22 protein-coding genes and 2 pseudogenes are annotated in these 20,367 nt (G+C 39.8%); 13 read left to right on the top strand and 11 right to left on the bottom strand.

Annotated features, from left to right (window positions below; translation table 11 throughout):
* Positions 1-230: 230 nt before the first annotated feature.
* The gene (locus tag PUN35_RS11890) at positions 231-890 is read right to left on the bottom strand and encodes a hypothetical protein (RefSeq protein ID WP_033881077.1); all 660 of its coding nucleotides are present in this window, start codon (positions 888-890) and stop codon (positions 231-233) included.
* Positions 891-1,077: 187 nt separating this feature from the next.
* Between PUN35_RS11890 and PUN35_RS11885 the strand changes: the two genes are divergently transcribed.
* Positions 1,078-1,437, top strand: coding sequence for a TVP38/TMEM64 family protein (locus tag PUN35_RS11885; protein WP_228224831.1), 360 nt, complete (start codon positions 1,078-1,080; stop codon positions 1,435-1,437).
* A gap of 237 nt (positions 1,438-1,674) precedes the next feature.
* On the opposite strand, the gene PUN35_RS11880 is transcribed toward PUN35_RS11885, so the two are convergent.
* The gene (locus PUN35_RS11880) at positions 1,675-1,950 is read right to left on the bottom strand and encodes an HPr family phosphocarrier protein (RefSeq protein ID WP_014478952.1); all 276 of its coding nucleotides are present in this window, start codon (positions 1,948-1,950) and stop codon (positions 1,675-1,677) included.
* A gap of 332 nt (positions 1,951-2,282) precedes the next feature.
* On the opposite strand from PUN35_RS11880, the gene PUN35_RS11875 reads away from it, so the two are divergent.
* The gene (locus PUN35_RS11875) at positions 2,283-2,828 is read left to right on the top strand and encodes a TetR/AcrR family transcriptional regulator (protein WP_014478954.1); all 546 of its coding nucleotides are present in this window, start codon (positions 2,283-2,285) and stop codon (positions 2,826-2,828) included.
* A gap of 143 nt (positions 2,829-2,971) precedes the next feature.
* Here the strand turns inward: PUN35_RS11875 and PUN35_RS11870 are convergent, their stop codons facing one another.
* Positions 2,972-3,835, bottom strand: a complete 864-nt coding sequence (locus PUN35_RS11870; protein ID WP_014478955.1) for a DMT family transporter — start codon at positions 3,833-3,835, stop codon at positions 2,972-2,974.
* 154 nt (positions 3,836-3,989) lie between these two features.
* Here PUN35_RS11870 and PUN35_RS11865 point away from each other — a divergent pair, with 154 nt between their 5' ends.
* Together PUN35_RS11865 and PUN35_RS11860 are read left to right on the top strand one after the other, a co-directional pair.
* Entirely contained in the window at positions 3,990-5,381 is a 1,392-nt protein-coding gene (locus PUN35_RS11865; protein ID WP_033881073.1) for a MocR-like pyridoxine biosynthesis transcription factor PdxR, read from the top strand.
* 195 nt (positions 5,382-5,576) lie between these two features.
* Positions 5,577-6,002 (top strand): MaoC family dehydratase, encoded by a 426-nt coding sequence (locus PUN35_RS11860; RefSeq protein ID WP_014478957.1) that lies wholly within the window; start codon positions 5,577-5,579, stop codon positions 6,000-6,002.
* 52 nt (positions 6,003-6,054) lie between these two features.
* Here PUN35_RS11860 and PUN35_RS11855 read toward each other — a convergent pair whose 3' ends face one another.
* Complete coding sequence (locus PUN35_RS11855; protein WP_033881081.1) at positions 6,055-6,627, bottom strand: alpha/beta hydrolase; 573 nt, start codon at positions 6,625-6,627, stop codon at positions 6,055-6,057.
* A gap of 82 nt (positions 6,628-6,709) precedes the next feature.
* A pseudogene (locus PUN35_RS11850) lies at positions 6,710-7,040 on the bottom strand (winged helix-turn-helix transcriptional regulator).
* Between the two features lie 254 nt (positions 7,041-7,294).
* Between PUN35_RS11850 and PUN35_RS11845 the strand changes: the two are divergent.
* The 5 genes and pseudogenes from PUN35_RS11845 to PUN35_RS11825 all read left to right on the top strand — a co-directional run bounded on the left by PUN35_RS11845 (position 7,295) and on the right by PUN35_RS11825 (position 11,673).
* Positions 7,295-8,167 carry a YitT family protein gene (locus tag PUN35_RS11845; RefSeq protein ID WP_014478959.1) on the top strand — a complete coding sequence of 291 codons (873 nt, stop codon included), beginning with the start codon at positions 7,295-7,297 and terminating at the stop codon, positions 8,165-8,167.
* A gap of 573 nt (positions 8,168-8,740) precedes the next feature.
* A complete protein-coding gene (gene aseR / locus PUN35_RS11840; RefSeq protein WP_014478961.1) occupies positions 8,741-9,076 on the top strand; it encodes a metal-responsive transcriptional regulator AseR in 336 nt (111 codons plus the stop codon).
* Positions 9,077-9,088: 12 nt separating this feature from the next.
* Entirely contained in the window at positions 9,089-10,396 is a 1,308-nt protein-coding gene (locus PUN35_RS11835; RefSeq protein ID WP_014478962.1) for an arsenical efflux pump membrane protein ArsB, read from the top strand.
* A 58-nt stretch (positions 10,397-10,454) separates the two neighbouring features.
* Positions 10,455-10,699 (top strand): annotated as a pseudogene (locus PUN35_RS11830) (hypothetical protein).
* A gap of 188 nt (positions 10,700-10,887) precedes the next feature.
* Positions 10,888-11,673 carry a GNAT family N-acetyltransferase gene (locus tag PUN35_RS11825; protein WP_072592584.1) on the top strand — a complete coding sequence of 262 codons (786 nt, stop codon included), beginning with the start codon at positions 10,888-10,890 and terminating at the stop codon, positions 11,671-11,673.
* 56 nt (positions 11,674-11,729) lie between these two features.
* Here PUN35_RS11825 and PUN35_RS11820 read toward each other — a convergent pair whose 3' ends face one another.
* On the bottom strand, positions 11,730-12,650 hold the full coding sequence (locus tag PUN35_RS11820; protein ID WP_014478965.1) for a DMT family transporter: 921 nt from the start codon (positions 12,648-12,650) through the stop codon (positions 11,730-11,732).
* Positions 12,651-12,782: 132 nt separating this feature from the next.
* On the opposite strand from PUN35_RS11820, the gene PUN35_RS11815 reads away from it, so the two are divergent.
* Entirely contained in the window at positions 12,783-14,231 is a 1,449-nt protein-coding gene (locus tag PUN35_RS11815) for an aminotransferase-like domain-containing protein (RefSeq protein WP_014478966.1), read from the top strand.
* Between the two features lie 67 nt (positions 14,232-14,298).
* On the opposite strand, the gene PUN35_RS11810 is transcribed toward PUN35_RS11815, so the two are convergent.
* Together PUN35_RS11810 and PUN35_RS11805 are read right to left on the bottom strand one after the other, a co-directional pair.
* The gene (locus PUN35_RS11810) at positions 14,299-15,741 is read right to left on the bottom strand and encodes a pyridoxal phosphate-dependent decarboxylase family protein (RefSeq protein WP_014478967.1); all 1,443 of its coding nucleotides are present in this window, start codon (positions 15,739-15,741) and stop codon (positions 14,299-14,301) included.
* A 120-nt stretch (positions 15,742-15,861) separates the two neighbouring features.
* Positions 15,862-16,485, bottom strand: coding sequence for a flavin reductase family protein (locus tag PUN35_RS11805; protein WP_014478968.1), 624 nt, complete (start codon positions 16,483-16,485; stop codon positions 15,862-15,864).
* 89 nt (positions 16,486-16,574) lie between these two features.
* Here PUN35_RS11805 and PUN35_RS11800 point away from each other — a divergent pair, with 89 nt between their 5' ends.
* Positions 16,575-17,255 carry an ArsR/SmtB family transcription factor gene (locus tag PUN35_RS11800; protein WP_014478969.1) on the top strand — a complete coding sequence of 227 codons (681 nt, stop codon included), beginning with the start codon at positions 16,575-16,577 and terminating at the stop codon, positions 17,253-17,255.
* Positions 17,256-17,335: 80 nt separating this feature from the next.
* Here PUN35_RS11800 and PUN35_RS11795 read toward each other — a convergent pair whose 3' ends face one another.
* The 3 genes from PUN35_RS11795 to PUN35_RS11785 form a co-directional block, all read right to left on the bottom strand.
* The gene (locus PUN35_RS11795) at positions 17,336-17,779 is read right to left on the bottom strand and encodes a carboxymuconolactone decarboxylase family protein (protein WP_014478970.1); all 444 of its coding nucleotides are present in this window, start codon (positions 17,777-17,779) and stop codon (positions 17,336-17,338) included.
* A gap of 85 nt (positions 17,780-17,864) precedes the next feature.
* Entirely contained in the window at positions 17,865-18,044 is a 180-nt protein-coding gene (locus PUN35_RS11790; RefSeq protein WP_010886421.1) for a hypothetical protein, read from the bottom strand.
* Complete coding sequence (locus tag PUN35_RS11785) at positions 18,041-18,184, bottom strand: hypothetical protein (RefSeq protein ID WP_014478971.1); 144 nt, start codon at positions 18,182-18,184, stop codon at positions 18,041-18,043. Before PUN35_RS11785 ends, PUN35_RS11790 begins: the two co-directional genes overlap by 4 nt.
* A gap of 267 nt (positions 18,185-18,451) precedes the next feature.
* Between PUN35_RS11785 and ydfH the strand changes: the two genes are divergently transcribed.
* Complete coding sequence (ydfH, locus tag PUN35_RS11780) at positions 18,452-19,675, top strand: two-component system sensor histidine kinase YdfH (RefSeq protein ID WP_033881070.1); 1,224 nt, start codon at positions 18,452-18,454, stop codon at positions 19,673-19,675.
* Positions 19,668-20,309: a two-component system response regulator YdfI gene (ydfI, locus tag PUN35_RS11775; protein WP_014478974.1), complete on the top strand. Its 642-nt coding sequence runs from the start codon at positions 19,668-19,670 to the stop codon at positions 20,307-20,309. The genes ydfH and ydfI overlap by 8 nt, the downstream gene beginning before the upstream one ends.
* The last annotated feature ends 58 nt before the right edge of the window (positions 20,310-20,367 follow it).

Below are 20,367 nucleotides of genomic sequence, written 5' to 3'. Positions count from 1 at the left end.
TGCTGAAATGCTTCTTTTGATTAACATTGTATGCCACTAGACAGCGTTATAAAATATTAATGCAACACCTAGAAATAGCTCAATGGTACGGCTCATCACATTTAGAATGCCTAGGAGAACTAATAGAACCGGAAGATTTTTAGCAAGTTACTACACTCCAAACTTTGTTTTTGTATTAATATACCTTATTAACCATTGTTTTTAGTCAGGTGCAGACAAACGAATACTGATTAATGAATCATCATGATATCAATGAGCCGTTTGATTTTTTCATCGTCGCCTGTATCAACGTACACTGTTTTTCTGTTTTTTATGATACTCTCAGTCACTTCCCTCATGACGCCTTTTTCTATATCATCAGCGGAATCCCAGCGTAAAGGCACATTATATACATGAATCGTGCCATCCCCATTGCCATGATAAGTGACTGATCCATCCACTAAACGAGAACCTGCCAACTGGGTCACATCTTCTGGATAGCTGGCACTTGTATCATCATTAGGATTAATTGGCTCGCCAGCCGAAATATGTCGAACGTTTAATTCATCTATCTCTTGATTAGGTCCCAGTTGAAGCCAAACCCTGGCATATTCAATTTTTTCCGAAGAGTATGCTGCCAATACATTGTCTTCTTTGCTTTTCTCCTCTGCTGAAGAGGTATCATTTGCAGCTTTTGTTGCGGATTCTTCTGATTCTGTTATTGGCTCCGCTTCATCCTTGCGTATTTTGGTTCTCTCTTCAGGCTCAGTGTGTTTTTCGTCAGTTTGCACAGCAGAAGCTTGATTTGAAGGTTGATGTGCTTCTCCATTCTTACTGCCCGTACATCCAGCAAGCAAAATCATGAGCAGCAGGGCAGTAATACAAAAATATATCTTTCTGTGTTTCTTCATTTTTTCATTCCTCTCCATTAACTCAGGTCAGCTTCATATATAAGTTTATGTATCTAAATATTACCATGGAATAGATAGGATGATATTGAAAACTGTTTAAGAAGAGGAAACGATCTTGAATAGCATCGCGAAAACTTAAGAATTCTTAAGAAGTTTTGCCCCTTTTTCTGTGTTTTCAAGCGGGAACATGATGAAGGATTTAGAACGTAAATATCCAGAGTTGAAAAAATTATTGGAGACTTATAATTATAAGTTTTTGGCGCTGGGGATGATTTGTCCAATAGCTCCAACAGATGTCGTTTGTTTTTTATCGGCAGCTGTAGGAATCAAGTATACCACTTACATTTTAACGGTTATCGTTACGAATATCCCTTTATTGATATTTTCGAGTTTCATTGTGATCAATTTTAGTGAGTCATTAATGGGAACTGTATTGGTTGTCGCATCATTTGTTTTGGTTTCTATTGTATCCATTAAATGTGGAACACCCTTAAGCATAAACGGAGCACATAGAAATGCCACGAGACTAACCATTTATAGCTTATAAGCACCTGTAGAGATTTAAGTTCTTTCGGTATCCAATAATACCAAGGGTATAACTGCCCTTGGTATTATGTTCTGCTGCACATATATAAACCCTCCATTTTCGTTTGTAGATCCTTTTTAATTTTTGTATTTTAGGTTGAATGATCACCAGAAGAAAAATGAACGCATGATCTGAAAAGCTGTTTTGCCGCAAAATAAATTAACGATAACAATCCCGCTACTACGATAGATTTTGAAATTACTGTATATAATCGTTTTTTAGTAAATGCTCTTTCATTTTTTGAATTGCCTTCGCTTCGTCGGCTCCATGAGCGTATATATGTATTTCGGTTCCTGGTTTAATTCCTAAATCCATAATGTCCATGATGGCTTTTGGCGCTTGTTTGAGGTTAACAGTTTTCCCTTGGTATTCAAGAAAAATATCTGATGTAAACCGATGAGCTATACTGACTAACAGGGTAGCTGGTCGCGCAAACCCTGTTTCCTTAATGATCGTAAATTGTCTTTTAATCATTCTTCACCTCATTAAAGTCTGCCTCTATACGGATTTATAGTTGGGCTGCAGATCAAATTTGAATTTAGAGTACCTTTAGGATAAGTGATCTAATTTCATCATTTTCTCTGCATTTTGAAATAACACCCTTTCTTTGTGTTTACAAAATAATTCTCAACTAACTAAAATGGACAATGACTTCATTCGGGAAAAAGCATGATTCACTATCAGCTTTTATTTATTATTGTAAATACAAACATGGTGTGTACAATGGTTACATTCAGGCGATTTGTTGATTATTCAACATTCCACTCTAAATTGTTGATTATCTTAAGAAAGTTTGGTGAAAAGCTATGTCCAAAGTGGATAGAAGAATAACCAAAAGCCAAGAGGCTATTAAAATAGCTCTGATTGAGCTGATGACTGAAAAAAGTTTTGATCATATTACGATTAAGGAAATTTCTGAAAGGGCAAATGTAAACCGGGGAACAATCTATCTTCATTACTTAGATAAATTTGATCTATTAGAAAAAATTATGGAAGAGCATATAAACAATATGGGGGATTTTTGTGAGTCGGCAGCTGAAATGGACTGGATTGAATCGACTGTACACTGCATGGAATACCTTGAGAGTAATTATTTATTCTTTTCGACGATGTTAGCCAGTGAAGGCGCTCGATATTTTCGCAGTCAGTTCCTTAAGTTTAATATCGAAGAGTTCAGGAAAGATGTAGATGTAACGAAAGGCAAGAATTACGGCCAAAGTGAAGATGTCATTGTTGAATTTATAGCAAATGCTTACGTAGGGGTAGTGGAATGGTGGTTAAAAAACGAAATGCCTTATCCGCCTCGTGTCATGGCAGAAAAAGTGGGGGAGTTATTAGAGCGGATTTTATAATGGAGGCAGGAAATGGGTGTTGACTTATTTGTCTAAGCGAGAGATTCAAGTCTCCTCGATCGCATACAAAATACCAAGGGTTGCTGGCCCTTGGTATTTTTATACTTTCATGCATTTTTGAAGTTTATGCTTAAAGGTCTGCCTTACTTTGCAAATCGCCGTGCAGCCGCAACGCACATGATAACGGCGATATTCACTGCTACGAGTGCCCAGCCCACTTTCTCGTGTAGAATCACTGAGGCAAGCAGCAGTCCAAAAAAAGGCTGGAGAAGCTGGAGCTGCCCAACCGCCGCAATTCCGCCTTGGGCAAGACCTCGATACCAGAACACAAAGCCGATCAGCATGCTGAATAAGGATACATATGCAAGACTGAGCAGTGCGGGAACGCCGATCGCCGACCATGAGTCCGGCGTAAAAAAGAACGACAATGGCAGCATAAGAGGAAGCGACAGAACGAGTGCCCATGAGATCACCTGCCAATTCCCCAGACGCCGTGAAAGCCTTGCCCCTTCCGCATAACCAAGACCGCATACGACAATAGAAGCCAGCATGTACGCGTCGCCAAGCGGGGATGAACCTCCCCCCTGAATGAGGGCGAAACCTGCTACTAACAAGCTGCCAACGGTTGAGAAAATCCAGAAGACGGGCCGAGGGCGTTCACCCCCGCGCAGTACGCCGAAGACCGCCGTTGCGAGTGGAAGAAGTCCAATGAAGACAATGGCGTGTGCGGATGTGACATGCTGAAGCGCTAAAGCTGTCAGCAACGGGAAACCAATCACTACGCCAAACGCTACCACTAATAATGAAATGAGGTCTCTTTTGGCAGGATGCTGCTGCCGGAAGATGAGAAGGAGACCTCCCGCCAGTACACCAGCTATCGCAGCGCGGCATACGGTGAGGAACAGCGGATCGAAGTCCGACACAGCCAAACGGGTCGCAGGCAGCGAGCCGCTGAAAATGAGTACGCCTATAAAACCATTTATCCAGCCATTTGTTGTTTTGTTCATTATAATCACTCCACATATCTTTCTTGTTCATTGTCTGTATTTTCTTAACAAAACCAGTAGCTAAGGATTACAATGACTATAAACTGGAATTGGCCTTTTATAAACAGCCAGTTTTCATAAAAAATTGCATACCAGTTAGGAGAACAACGTGCAAATGGATATCACGCCTTTTTTGAATAGAAATCTGGATAGTCCGCTTTATCAGCAGCTTTATCGGTATTTTAAAGAAAACATGCATCGGGGCCGTATTCAAAAAGGAATGAAGCTTCCTTCAAAAAGACTCTTGGCGAATCAGCTTTCCATCAGCCAAACGACTGTAGAACGTGCCTATGAACAGCTCGCTGCTGAGGGCTATATTGTGAGCAAGCCAAGAAGCGGGTGGTTTGCTGATTATCATGATTCTGATTTTGCTAATGATAGAATGCCAAGCACAACACCCATTCAACAAGAAGCAGAAGAAAATAAACAATGGATTGATTTTCATTATGGGAATGTAGATTCTTCTTACTTCCCTTTTTCCGCATGGCGAAAAAGCATGGTCAATAGCTTAGACCAATATGGACACGAGCTTTATCGGCCAGGACATGTTTTAGGAGAGTTTGAGCTGAGAACACTCATTGCAGAGTACCTGTATCAATCTCGGGGTGTTCATTGCGGCCCTGAACAAGTGATTATAGGTGCCGGGAACCCTATTCTGCTGCAAATCTTGTGCCAAGTTTTTGAGCCGAATATTTCTATAGGGTATGAGGATCCTGGTTATCCAAGAGCACGCAAAATTTTTGAAGCCAATCGCATGAATATTGTTCCGATACCAGTCGATGAGGAAGGAATCTGTATACAGAAGGTCAAAGAACAGCAGCCAAACCTTGTATATGTCACACCTTCCCATCAATTTACGCTGGGAACCATAATGACAATAAACAGAAGAATTCAGCTGCTCAAATGGGCAGCCGAAAATCAATCCTTTATCATAGAGGATGATTATGACGGGGAATTTAGGTACACAGGACAGCCGGTTCCTTCTCTGCAAGGGCTTGATCAGCATAACCGTGTCATTTATATGGGCACTTTTTCTAAGTCTCTTTTGCCCTCGCTGCGTATCAGCTATATGATTCTTCCTTCACCTCTTTTAAAAAAGGGGCATGACATCACGTCATTATATAAGCAGACAGTGTCCTGCCACAGTCAGCTAACCCTAGCTGAATTTATAAAAAATGGAGAGTGGCAAAAACACATCAACAGAATGAGAAAGCTTTACCGCAAAAAAAGAGCCATTGTATTAGAGGCAGTGCAAAGGGAATTAGGAGAGCATGTCAGAATTCGCGGAGAAAACTCTGGGCTTCGTATCTTACTTGACGTTTATTTGCCATTTGGTGAAAAAGAGTTAATTGAGAAGGCGAAAAAACATGGAGTGAAAATTTATCCTGTTTCTCTTTCTTATCAACATCATCCTCCCACAAAAACGGTCTCGCTCGGGTTTGCAGGGGTTTCTGAATCCGACATAAGAGAAGGCATAAAAAAACTGAAGGCTGCCTGGAAGATATGAGGGAGCTTTCAGTTTAGCAAGACGGCCAAGTGACGGAACTAAGTGTTGAGAGCTGTTCAATATTATTTAAGTATATGATGAGTGCCTGCAGTCCAGGCCACGATACGTCTGTTTAGCGACAAACAGAATTTTTTATTTGCTCATCACAGTGCTAAAATAAACAAAATAGACAATTGAAAAAATAGAGGTGTAAGAGTGAAGTTAGATGAGTTTACAATTGGCCAGGTCTTCAAAACGAAATCATTAAAAGTATCCAAAGATGATATTATGCGGTTTGCGGGTGAATTTGACCCCCAGTATATGCATGTAGATGAAGAAAAAGCGAGTAAAGGCAGATTTAATGGAATTATCGCTTCCGGCATACAAACACTGGCCATATCTTTTAAACTTTGGATTGAAGAAGGTTTCTATGGAGACGATATTATAGCCGGAACAGAGATGAATCATATGATATTCATAAAACCCGTATATCCGGATGATGAATTGTTTACAATTGTTAAGGTTCTTGATAAGCAGCCAAAGAGAAATGAATTGGGAATACTCACAGTATTGCTATCTACTTATAATCAAAAAGAAGTAAAAGTGTTTGAAGGTGAGTTATCTGTATTGATCAAACGATAACTCAGAAAGCCCGCTTTTCGCGGGCTCGATTGAAGCAGATGGGTGAAAGATGTTAGCGAGTTTCCTTTGAAAAATAAGAGGTTAAAACATCATAAACAATAGGCAAAGAAGTAAATCCCTCATCTTCTAGAAAATGACCTCCGTGCTGAACTTCATATAACGCAGCGTCAATTTGTTGTGCCAGATCCTTGCTGAATGAAAAAGGCACAATTTGGTCGTCCTTAGAAGCAATAACAGCACGGTGCTTCGCGGACTCAATGATTGTTTGATGATCAAACGATCGCTGTGTAAATTCATCTAACATCTTTAAAGTGGGCAATGATTTGGCAAAGCCGGAAACAAGTATGATTCCGCCAAGCTGTTTTCGTAATTGAAGATGTTCCAAAAATCTCAAAATGGCGGGGCACCCTAAGCTGTGCGCAACCAAATACGTATTTTCATGTAAAGTGTGCTGATATAAAGAGAGTGTATCCAGCCAATCCTCAAGTCTTGGCTGTAGCGGATTAGGCATGTTTAAAATGTCTGCTTTGACCCCATCTGCGAGCAGGCGTTTTTTCAGCCAAGGGAACCAATGATTTGTTGAGGAGGCTCCGTAGCCATGAATGATATAGACTTGTTTTATCATTTTTTCCTCCACACGAAGCATTTTCATTCAGTATAAAATTCCTCTCATTGGGAAACAAGTACGCACTTTTTTGTAAGTAGTTTTACATATGAGGCATTCCTTGTGCCATTCCCCACTTACACATTTCATCTATGAGGGGATACAAAGATCGCCCTCTGTCAGATAACGAATACTCTACTTTCAGTGGGGTTTGAGAAACCTCATACCGATGAATAAGGCCGTCAGTTTGCAATTCCTTAAGCTGTGCGCTTAACATTTTATGGGTGATGAAGGGCATAGCCCTTTTCAGCTCGCCGTATCTCATCGTTTTTTCACACCCCTAACTCATAGAGAATTCTCATTTTCCATTTGCCCCCTATAAGAGATAAGGTGTATTCAAATGGGGCTTGTTTACTGCGGCACAGGTTATTCATTGTAATCGAACCTCCTTTTTTAAGTATCATATCAGAATAAATTAGGATTTTCGGTGTTGAAGTTTGAGGGCGATTCACGATCTGAAGTGAAAGGGGGCGCTTGCTCAACAGGCGGCACGGTACATGAATGTTCTAAGTCAAAGAGGGTTACCTTACTGTTAATTACTTTATTTAAAAAAACGCATGTTTTTAGCTGAAAATATCTATTATGGTATATTTAAATATAACGAAATATTTGAGAAATGAGGAATGGTATGAATACAACCAAAAAACATAAGAAATTTAAAGCGAAAATGATTTTCCAAATCATCATGGTTATCATTGGAGGAATCATAGCGGCGTATGGACTAGAAACAGTGCTCATTCCAAACAGTGTATCTGATGGAGGGGTGACGGGTCTGAGCATCGTTGGTTCACAGCTATTCAACTTGCCGCTGGGGATTTTGATTGCTGTGATCAACATTCCATTTGTCTGGTTAGGATATAAGCAAATTGGGAAAAGCTTTGCATTATTATCAATTATCGGAATCGTATCGCTTGCCGCGGGGACAAGCTTTTTTCACCACACACCCGCTATCATAGAAGGAGATACCCTGTTAATTACCGTTGTCGGCGGGATTATCCTTGGATTCGGAATGGGGCTGGCGCTGCGTAATGGCGGCGCATTAGATGGAATTGACATGCTTGCTGTGCTGCTATCCCGAAAACTGCCATTCGGAACGAGCGATCTCATTCTATTCTTAAACCTATTTGTGTTTATTTTTGTTTCCACAGTATTTGGCTTACAAGGGGCATTGCTTTCAGTCATTGCTTACTACATTGCATCCAAAGTGATTCATGTTGTGGAGGAAGGCTTAAGCGGCTCTAAAACCTTTCAAATTATTACAACCCAACCTGAATTAATGGTAGAGACAATACGTGATCAATTAGGCCGAAGCGCCACATATAAAGAAGCTTACGGGGGTTTTTCCCACGAGAAATTTAAAGAAATCACATGTGTCATCAATCGTTTAGAAGAAACCAAACTAAAGGAAATTATTAATGATATTGATAAATCCGCCTTTGTCACCGTATATGACGTAGCTGAAGTGAAGGGCAGCAATTTTAGAAGTCTTAATCATCATTAAAAAATAGAATGACCTTTTTAACCGTAACTGACATGCCGCGGGTAATTTAATCAAAAACACTTTTTTGAGGCTTGTGGGTGAATAACCGGTGAAGGTCTCAATCATAAATACCAAGGGTATCAAAACCCCTGGTATTTTTTGTATTTTGCTGATTGCTTATGTATTATGCTTTCCTGTCCGATATCCATTTCAGTTACTGATTTGGGAATGAAATGCTTTGTCCGCCATAAGTGTTGTCCTGGCCATCCTTCCTGCCAAAAACCAAAAGCAAACACAAGCTATATTGCCGTACTCGGTTCAATGTACAATGGGTAAAGGAAAATAAAGAGATTGATATTAATTGAATCAAACATATTTGATGTTCCAAATATAAGGGATTGTTTATATAAATAAAAGTTTATATAATGACGGTGGCGCTAAGGTAACGCGGGGAGCTACTCAGGTTTTCGTTTCGAAGTTTTGATCCTTAAGATATACGGAGCGCTACATATGGAAACGTAAAGGGGAATGTAGAATCATTTGGCGTGTATATAATGATTTGCTTATATATTGATTTGGGAAGGAGGAGCTCATATGACGATTGATGTTGCGGCGATGACTCGTTGTTTGAAAACACTTAGTGATCAAACTAGGCTTATAATGATGAGATTATTTCTTGAAAAAGAATATTGTGTCTGTCAATTGGTTGATATGTTCGAAATGAGCCAGCCCGCCATAAGCCAGCATTTGCGGAAATTAAGAAACGCAGGTTTTGTGAATGAGGACAGAAGAGGCCAATGGCGTTATTATTCAATAAATGGTTCCTGTCCTGAGTTTGATACATTGCAATTGATCTTACATCAAATCGATCAGGAGGATGAATTGTTAAACCATATCAAACAAAAGAAAACTCAAGCGTGTTGCCAGTAAGGAGGCATTAGATTGACATCAATGATTTTGGCAGTATTCATCTTTTTATTAACTCTAGTATTGGTCATATGGCAGCCGAAAAATTTATCTATAGGGTGGTCAGCCTGTGGAGGCGCAGTTTTAGCTCTAATAGCAGGTGTTGTCAATTTTCATGATGTGTTAACTGTGACAGGGATTGTTTGGAATGCGACCTTGGCTTTTGTGGCCATCATACTGATATCGTTAATTCTTGATAATATCGGTTTCTTTGAATGGGCAGCGCTTCATATGGCTAAGGCTGCAAAAGGAAACGGTGTGCGGATGTTCGTTTATGTATCTCTATTAGGAGCTATTGTCGCCGCGTTATTTGCAAATGACGGTGCAGCTCTTATATTGACACCAATCGTATTAGCGATGGTCAGAGCATTACATTTTAATGAAAAATTAGTTTTTCCTTTTATCATTGCCAGCGGATTTATTGCGGATACCACTTCGCTTCCTTTAGTAGTGAGCAATTTGGTCAACATTGTTTCAGCGGACTATTTTCATATTACGTTTATTGATTATGCATCCAGAATGGTTGTCCCGTACTTGTTTTCGCTGCTGGCGAGCATCATTGTACTTTACCTTTTCTTTAGAAAAAGCATACCAAAACGCTATGATCTGACTGAGGTTAAAAAACCTGTTGAAGCAATTAAAGATCAAAACATGTTCAGACTGTCATGGTATATCTTAGGGCTGCTGTTAATTGGATATTTTGCAAGTGAATTTTTTTCTATCCCTGTATCAGTGGTAGCGGGCAGCATTGCGATCATTTTCTTAATCGCTGCGCAAAAGAGTCCGGCCGTCCATACAAAGAAAGTGGTGAAAGAGGCGCCATGGGCTATCGTATTCTTTTCAATTGGCATGTACGTTGTTGTGTATGGTGTCCGAAATGCCGGATTAACGGATGTCCTTTCAGATGTGATTCAAGCCGCAGCTGATCAAGGATTGTTTGCTGGGACAATTGGAATGGGCTTTATTGCGGCGATTCTTTCTTCCATTATGAATAACTTGCCGACTGTTATGATTGACGCATTGGCTATTGCCGGTACAGACACACATGGGATGATGAGAGAAGCGCTTATTTATGCAAATGTGATCGGTTCAGATTTAGGGCCTAAAATAACACCGATTGGTTCCTTGGCGACATTATTATGGCTTCATGTTCTTTCGCACAAAGGTATGAAGATTTCCTGGGGCACGTATTTTAAAACAGGAATTATCCTCACGATACCCACTTTATTGATCACACTTGTCGGCCTGTATATTTGGCTGCTGATAATCCATTCTTGTTTCTAAAAGGACAAGGTCACTATATCAAGGAAAACAATGCACAGGTAACTCTTGCCGCAGCCAAATGGCTGAAGGGTGGGGGAGAAAATACCTTGGGGACAAGTGGAATATGTACAGCGCAGGAATCGAAGCTCATGGATGACATCGAGTGCTGTCAAAGCAATGAAAGAAGCAGGGATTGATATTTCAAATCAAACATCGGATAAATTTGAGATCCGGCAAAAGCACACGGAACAGAAGAAGTGTTTCCAAAGGGTCCGTGCTGAAATTGGTGACCGTTTAAAACAGTTTGCTGTAACTGGGAAATAAAGAATCGATATACTCAGCGTTTTCTTGGGTTATATAATGCAATGTGTTGTTCAACAGGTGTCTGCGGGCTGAGTGCAGACACCTGTTTTTATTTGTCTGAGATTCGTAACAGGGAAGTTATTTAGCTGGTGACAGAGGAAAATTGATTTTGTGAACAGAATCAAGAAGAAGACGGTGTTTTAAAGGAGTTGTCTGTTTTGCAGGAATTAACAAAAGAAAAGTATAGTAGCTTAAAAACAATGTTTGATGACAAATATTGTCCCACATTTGTCTATTCAATATTAGACCAAACCATTCCGGGAGCTGTTTATGCAGATGATCAAACCTTTCCTAAATCGTTTTTTATAGGAACTGAATCAGGCATTTATTTTATTGCGGGAGACCAAGGGAATCGGGATTTTCATGATTTCATTGCAGGATATTATGAAGAACAAGTGAAATCATCAAAACGATTTACCTTGTTTTCTTCCAGTGATACATGGGATAGCGTACTGAAACCCATACTGAAAGATGACTTAAACCAAATGAGAAGAGCTGCATTTTCTTATCAACCAAAATATCCCAAAAAGACTTTGCAACTGCCAAAGGGTCTTGTATTGAAAAGAATAGACGAAGACATCATTTCACACAGCACAGCGTTTAACAGCGCGTATTATGAGGAGTATTGGGATTCTGTCTCACAGTTTGCTTCAAAAGGTTTTGGATTTGCCGTATTACATGGCAATCATGTAGTAAGTGAGTGTACCTCTATATTTTTAGGGCATAATCGAGCGGAAATGGATATCTATACACTTGAGGAATATAGAGGACTGGGGTTAGCTTATTGCGTAGCAAATAAGTTTATAGCGTTTTGTATGGAAAATGGGATTGTTCCTAGCTGGGATTGTGATATCTGCAACAATTCGTCCATTGCATTAGCAGCTAAACTAGGGTTTAAGCCGATAACGGAATACACTATTTACTACTCTGGCTAATCTTAATGAAAGAACCTTAAAAAGGGATACCAACCGATGTTGGTATCTTTTTTGTTTTAGAGTTTTTTAACCCTTTTAGCAGAAAAATGGGTGTTGAAAATCTTATTCATTTTATTTACTTTTAGGTAGGTAAAACATACTCCGCTGACTGTAACCACTCCGCCCAGCAGAGAAAGAAATGCAGGTATTTCGCCTATCCATACCCATGAAATGACCAAGGCTAAAGCCGGTGTTACATAAAGAGAAAGAGTTGCTTCTGAAGCGCCGATGAGCGCAGTGACATATGCTAGTGCGAAGTAAGGAATAACCGTCGGCAATAATCCTAAGTACACGATAGACAAAGTTGCGCTTATTGAAGCGTTCATCATCTCTTCGCCTAAGCCTGGCAGAAACACAAGCATAGGTATTGTTCCGCCCCAAATGGTGAATGTAACGAATGGAATAAAACCATATTTTTTTATATAGCGGGCTTGAAAAACGAAATAAATACTCTCCGAAAATGCTGCCAGCAGGATGACCAAGATACCGCTCATTGAATATGTAAAGTCTCCCGCCCCAAATGCAATCAATAATACACCCAATAAACTGATCATAGAGCCAAGCCATTTCGTAAATCCAAAATGCTCTTTATAAAACAGGCGGGATAGCATGGCTGAGAAGATAGGTGCCGTAGTAACGAGTAAGCTTGCAACTCCGGCACTAACTGTTTTTTCACCGATGTTCAGCAAAATGTGATAGAGTGCAAAACCTAAAAACCCTAAAAGAAAAATGGCAGGAATGTCTTTCAAGTCGGGTAGGCGCATCTGAGTCAAAACAGCAAAAAGCAATAATGCCATCGAGCCGATTAACAAACGAAATAAAGCAAGGTGTTCTGGTGTGTACCCTTCTAGTCCTGCGCGAATTCCCGGAAAAGCAGATGCCCATAAACAGATCATCAGACTGTTTGAGGTGATCAATTGAACTGTTTTCTTTTGCATATTTCCCACTCCTCTTTACAAAAACCAACCAGTTATTTAATGTGTTTTTATATTAATAAAGATTTGGTGATATGGCTTCAACCAGTTAAACGGATTTTGACCCAACCAATTTATTTTAAGGAGACCGATTCTATGAGCTTTCCAGAAGAAAAAAAGATGAAAAAGCTCCCTAAGTACAGACAAATCGTTCATTTTATTAAAGAGAAAATAGGAAATGGAGAGTGGCCGATTGGAAGCAAGATTCCAAGCCAGCGCACGCTTGCAAAAGATTTTCAGGTAAATCGGAGCACAGTGATTACAGCGTTAGAGGAATTGATGGCCGATGGGCTAATAGAAGGCACAATGGGGAAAGGCACAGTTGTTATCAACAACACATGGACACTGATGGCTAAGAATTCTGCTCCCGATTGGGATCAATATGTCACCTCTGGCATTCAGATGCCAAGCCGAAAAATCGTTCAAGAGATCAATCAATCGGAATCCAATCCGGATCTGATACAGCTCAGCAAAGGTGAGCTTTCACCTGAGATTTTTCCTTTGGCTGTTATGAAAGAGATGATGGGGAAGGTATCTCATCACATGGAGGCATTCGGTTATGAAGAACCAAAAGGTTACTTACCTTTGAGGGAGGCATTAAGCAACTATTTAAAAACCATTGGAATCAACGTCTCATCTTCTTCCATTCTGATTGTCTCAGGAGCGTTGCAAGCCTTGCAGCTGATATCAATGGGGCTGTTACAAAGAGGATCAACCGTTTATCTTGATCAGCCCTCCTACCTTTATTCATTACACGTATTTCAATCAGCTGGTATGAAGCTGACTGGACTTCCTATGGATAATGAAGGACTTTTGCCTGAAAATGTTCATTTAACAAGAGGAGAGCGGGGAAGGGCTATCTTATATACAAATCCATGTTTTCACAATCCGACTGGTATTCTTATGTCTAAAAAGCGGCGTGAAGAGATCCTGGCAGTAAGTGAGAATACACAGCTTCCTATTATTGAAGATGACATTTATCGTGAGTTATGGATCGATGAAATTCCGCCATATCCTATTAAAACAATTGATAAAAATGGACACGTACTGTACATAGGAAGTTTATCGAAAACATTAAGCCCAGGTTTGAGGATTGGATGGATCGTCGGGCCGGAACCGGTGATTGAACGTTTATCTGACATTAAAATGCAAACAGATTACGGATCCAGTTCGCTATCCCAAAGAGTAGCGGCAGAGTGGTTTACTTCCGGCCACTACCAGCAGCATGTAGAAAAGGTTAGGCAGCAATTAAAGGTGAGAAGAGAATTGGCCTTGAGTGCTATAGAAACTCATTTGAAAGATGTGGCGACATGGAATATCCCAAAAGGAGGGTTTTTTGTCTGGATAAAAATATTGCCTTCCATATCAATGAAATTACTTTATACTAAAGCCTTATCAAAAGGGATTCTGCTCAATCTCGGCAGTATCTATGCTCAGGAAAAAGGGAATTATATTCGCTTATCATATGCTTATGCATCTCTTGAAGACCTTCAAAAGGGGATTTATGAGTTGGGTTTAATGATAAAAGAATTGGCAAGCAGGTAGTATTTATTCACAAGGATATTTCCTAAAAAAAGATCAAGCTAATGTTGGCTTGATCTGGTGAGTTTTATTAAACAATTTGTTTATATTGATCATAAAATTGATCTATTTTTCTGAACATTTGTTTTATAAGCGAACCTGTTATAAATGGATTGAGGAACACAGCACGCAGCCAGCGGTTTCCTTTCCATTCCGGCAATGACAAGAAGATATTTTCTTCTTTCAATAAGAACTGCTGCAGTTCCAGGTTCCAGTTATCCCATTGATCCTTTTCAATGTCATGCGGTATACCTCGGAAACAGCAGATGTTTGTATCTGGCTCACAATAAAGCTCAAGAAAAGGCCGCTGTTTCACTTGTTCTATACATTCTTCGTTTAGTGCGAAACTTTTATTTATCAACTGGTTGTATCCTTTTGTTCCAACGTGTTGAAGTGATAAATATAATTTTAAAATATCAGCATGCCGCGTGCCTTGAACACCTAATTCACCCAGATTAATAAAATCAGTTTCATTCATATAAGGGGCAGATATACGGAAATCAGTTTCAAGTATTTCACGATTTTTAAAAAGAGTCATTGCACAGGTCTTTGTGATGTACATCCACTTTTGCGGATTAAAAGTAATGGAATCAGCCATTTCGATACCACTCAGTTTATCACGATATTTTTCAGAAAAAATTAAAGCGCCGCCATATGCTGCATCTACATGCAGCCACAGTCCGTTTTCCTTTGTGATTCTGGCAATTGGCAAAATTGGATCTATGCTTCCTGTCACAGTTGTTCCGGCAGTTGCGACAACAGCAAATGGAATGTGGCCTTCACTCTTTGCACGATGAATTTTTATTTCTAAATCATGAATATCCATGCGGGCCAGATTGTTGCTTTTTACCGGAATGATACTGGAGGTACCTAAACCTAGGATCATAGCTGCTTTGTGCAGGGAGGTATGGCTGACGTCCGAAACAAAGATGACAGGCTGTCCAGAAAGTCCGAAGATACCTGTCTTTTTCATATTTAATTGATGATTTCTTGCTACTGTAAGTGCATGCAGATTAGCGAGACTTCCGCCGCTTGTCATCACTCCTCCTGACTTATCATCATATCCAAACATACGGGCAATGGTTTTGAGTAACTGTGCTTCCACTTTTGAAAAAACAGGGGACATCTCAAGGCTTAGCATATTGTTATTAAGGGAACTGCTTATGAAGTCACCCAAGCATGAAATGAGAGTGGGGATTGAATCCATATGGCCCATATATCTTGGGTTTTGAGGATTCATTGAGTTTTTGATGATACCCTGCAGGTTTACCAAGATATTTTCAATTTCTATACCAGTTTCGGGTATATCACTATAATCAAAAGACTCCACAGCAGGCAGTGTGTCTCTCTTTGCAGCATGACTCGAATGTTCAATAACTAATCCGGCTAATTGATCGACTAAGCTTTTTACTTCATTTGTATTATGTCCATTAGGGTCTATGAATGTGTTTTTAGGTAGAAAAGATAATTCCATCGAGGCCGCACGCTCCTGTCATTACAATTTTTTCAATTATATCATGATGACAGCATGACAATGACGTGTGCTTTTATCTATTATAAAAATAGACCAAGTCTTAGCTTGGTCTTAAAAAGATCATGTCTCTGAACGAAAAGTCTTTCCGACTTCTCTTCCTAAACCAAAATAATGTCTGAAATTATAGATAAGCGGGCTCCATTTGGAAGGGTTGATATGGTTTTCGTCCAGAATGATACTTTCCTCGGCATGAAAATGCAGTGCCTGCGTCTCTACAATTGCGAATGACGATTCATATTCTGGAAGCCGAATGTGTTTCACTTCGGCTTCGATTTGGATAGGGCATTCTTTAATTCGTGTTGGTGATACTGTTTTTGATTGTAAAGGCGTTAACCCTGCTGCCTCGTATTTTTCTTTTTTATATGTAAATCCGAGCTGCTTCTTTAAAGGCGGTATACTCTTTTTTCCGCTATAAGATGAAATTCTTTCAATGTTTTCCCATAATTCCGGGCCAGGCAAGTTTATGACACACTCTTTGTGTCTTTCCAAATTGTCGATGGCTTTTCCTCCCAGTCCTACTCCAAGGATTATATAATGTCCAAGAGCCCAAGAAGAAGACATAGGACTAATATTAGTGGTTCCATCCTCATTCAATGTGGTTAGAAGAAATGTCGAGGTACCATAATACATGATCTTGGGTTTGATTTCCTTAAATTGACGAGTGTCTTGTTTTTTGATGTCCAACGTTTTTTCCTCCTTGTCACGCTTACATTTATATTGTAAAGGATTAACATTTCAACTATCATCGAAATATGAATGTAAGGAGGAAAATCATGAATCCTAATATTGCAAAAATCTCTTCGTTGCTATCAGATCCCTCGCGTTCTTCCATTCTTCTCAGTCTGATGGATGGCAGGATACACCCTGCGGGAGAGCTTGCATATCTCGCTAACATTAAACCTCAAACCGCCAGTTTTCACCTGAATAAATTGCTTGAAGCAAAGCTGATTAGCGTAGAGAAGCATGGGAGACATCGGTATTACAGATTGTCTGACTCAGATGCTGCAAATGTGATCGAACAATTGCTTCATATTGCGCCTAAAGCAAAAGTCAAATCTTTAAAAGAGTCAAAAGAGAAAAAGGACTTGCATTTCGCCCGTACCTGTTATGATCATTTGGCAGGTTATGTGGGCGTGCAAATGGCACATTCATTAGTTGAGCAGGGGATGTTAAAAAAAGTTGATTTAAACTTTGAGGTGACTTCAGAGGGTGCTTTATTCTTTTCAAAGTTAGGCATCAATGAAGAGCAACAACGGAATAAGAGGAGAGCCTTTGCCCGCTGCTGTTTGGATTGGAGTGAACGGCAGCATCATATTGCAGGAGCATTAGGAAACGCCCTATTGGTGCGCATGTTAGAAGAAGAGTGGATCGTTCGTATGCCTAAAACGAGAGCGATTAGGATTACACAAAGCGGGAAAATCGCGTTTGAAAAGCACCTAAACGTGAAGATTTAGGATGTTGAAACGGAAACATCAGATGATGCGGTACGAAATCTAGGGAGGAGTAAGATTTGTTCTAATCTTACTCCTTCTTCTTATTTTGAAGCAGCTCGATTCCCCATTGCAATAGAGATGCGGTTCCAACTGTTTATTTGATTAATGATGAGAACAAGGTCAACATATTGTTTTTCATCATAATGTTCCCGCACCCGATGATATAGCTCATCAGGAACCCTTTTAGATGGAATGAGCGTGATGTGTTCAGATAGTTCGAGAGCCGCTTTCTCTTCAGGTGAGTAAAAATCACATTCATTCCAAGCATGTAAACAGTAAATTCGCTGTTCAGTTTCCCCCATTTTGCGGGCATCGGACGTATGCATATCTATGCAGTAGGCACAGCCGTTCATTTGAGAGACTCTGATTTTGATTAGTTCTCTCGTCGTTCGGTTAATTGAGGATTGTTTCGTGTATTTCTCCATATCCATCATGATTTTCATACCTTCAGGTGCAATCTCATAGTAGGACACTCTTTGACTCATAAGGCAAGACTCCTTTCCATAGAATACCTAGATTGTATCCCGGTATTGATCATTTTACCAATGTGCGGTTTGAATGACAGCTGTTTCAGCGTCTTTTGGAAAGAAGCTTCTTTGAATAAAAATAAGGGTAGCCAGCAATGATGAGTGGAGCTGCTAATGCAAGCAGTATCCATGAGCCTGATTGGCTGTCTCTAGTGACTCTAATGAATATATAAGTACCGATCAGAAAATATAATAAAGCACCTAGAAACCAATACATGTTCAATCCTCTTTTTCCTTGCTTTTTGGTTGCGCATTTTTGTCTGTCATATGGCTTAATCGATCAGGGTTCTGATTTTTTAATACCTTTTCGGTCCGGATTCCTTTTCTCTTTAATGATAAAATTGTGAGATCAATCGATTTCAATGATGATCATTCCTTCAATGAATAGTAAGTTCCTTATGATTTTAAAGGTAAATTTGAAAAGATAAAACGTACATAGAGGCAGAACGTTCATGTACGTTTGGGCAATGATCACTTGTTGGAAACTCTAATGTTTCCCTGCACCTGATATTGTTGTGTTCCTTCTCTTCCTATAAAATGATTGGATACATGTATGTTTGCAAGTTGAAATATGGGTTCGATTTTCATGAGTCTCTATTCGGTGAAACAGGTAAAGGAAGTGGATAAGGTTTGCTTATAAGGAATCCTTTTAAAGATAAATATTACTCACATGATAGGCGGGCATTAAACATGCTTGCACTCAGAGTGCCGGGCCTGGCTTTTATTCTTATGATCTATATAGCCTCTATCGTGCTGCAATTTGTTTCTGGGGGCTGGTCCATTTTATTGCTTTATGCGTTTACCATATTAATCGCCATTTTTGCTTTGCTTCATTGGCACTCATATCGCTGGGTTAAGAAAAGAGTGATTCTGTATTTCGTGGTACAAGGTTTGATCACCTTTGCACTTGCTAATCTCATGACTGGCTTCTTTATACTTGTCATTATCGGCCTTTATGCATTTTTAATTGGACAGATTTTAGGAATGGCAGACAGAAGAAGGACTTTTCTCATTCTTTATCTATTGCTGCTGCTGGTCATAAATTCGGCGTATCACCTTCATAAAGGTGAAGTTTTGCATTTTATTGTTATTGCTGGGCCAATCATGATTGTCATCATCACTTATGCCGCAACATTTTTTGCCCAAGTCGATGAAAAAATAAAAGCTCAATTGACTCTTGAAAGGCTGGAGCTGGCTCATCAGCAGGTAGAACAGCTGACGCTGCAGAACGAAAGACAGCGGATGGCCCGAGATTTACACGATACGCTTGCTCAAGGTCTTGTCAGTTTAAATATGCAGCTGGATGCGATTCATGTTCATCTCGCCAAAGGCAACACAGAGAGAGCGAAGGAAATCATACAACAATCGATGAAAAGAGTGAAAAGCACATTAGCTGATGCACGTTCAGCTATTGACGATCTCCGCAGAAAATCAGAAGAAATCGGTGTTTTAAAAGAAAGAATTACCTCGCTAATGGATCATTTTATAGAGTCGACAGGCATGGCTTGTTTATTAGATTACAGATTGCATCAGGTGCTGGATGTGCGTACAGCTGAAAACTGTTATTACATCATTGGAGAATGCATGACGAATGCGGCAAAGCATGCTGAGGCGAAAACAATCTGGATATCCATTTGGGATGATGAAAAGGGAAGGCTCCATTTAACAGTTAAGGATAACGGCAAGGGATTTAATGTTGAAAAAGGAAAGAAAAAGAGAGGACATTATGGGCTTCTTGGCATACAAGAACGCGTCAGGGCAATAAATGGCCAATTCAATATCAAGAGTGCAAAATTGAAAGGAACACAAATTGAGATCACTGTACCAATTCAGGGAGAGATGCAAGATGAATAAGGTTTTAATCGTTGATGACCATCTTGTCGTGAGGGAAGGTCTGAAGCTTTTAATTGAAACGAATGATCAATACACCATTATAGGAGAGGCGGAAAATGGAAAAGTCGCAGTCCGTCTTGCAGATGAATTAGAACCGGATATCATTCTGATGGATTTGTATATGCCGGAGATGAGCGGGTTAGAGGCCATTAAACAAATAAAAGAAAAACACGATACCCCCATCATTATTTTGACTACATATAATGAAGATCACTTAATGATCGAAGGGATTGAATTAGGAGCGAAAGGATATCTGTTAAAGGATACGAGTTCAGAAACCCTTTTTCACACAATGGATGCAGCGATCAGAGGAAATGTGCTGTTGCAGCCTGATATCCTCAAACGTCTGCAAGAAATCCAATTTGAGCGGATGAAAAAGCAGCGCAGTGAGACGCAGCTGACGGAAAAGGAAGTCATTGTTCTAAAAGCAATTGCTAAAGGTCTTAAAAGCAAAGCGATTGCCTTTGATTTGGACGTCTCTGAGCGAACAGTAAAGTCCAGATTAACGTCCATTTACAATAAATTAGGCGCGAATTCAAGAACTGAGGCAGTAACGATTGCCATGCAAAAAGGTATTCTGACAATAGACAACTAAACTGCATATTTGAAAATTGCCCAAACGTACATGCCCGAATGTACGTTTTTTTTATTTC

It is taken from the genome of Bacillus sp. N3378-2at (assembly GCF_033412715.1).
GTDB classification, from domain to species: domain Bacteria; phylum Bacillota; class Bacilli; order Bacillales; family Bacillaceae; genus Bacillus; species Bacillus subtilis.
This window is presented reverse-complemented; position numbering and strand designations above follow the sequence as displayed.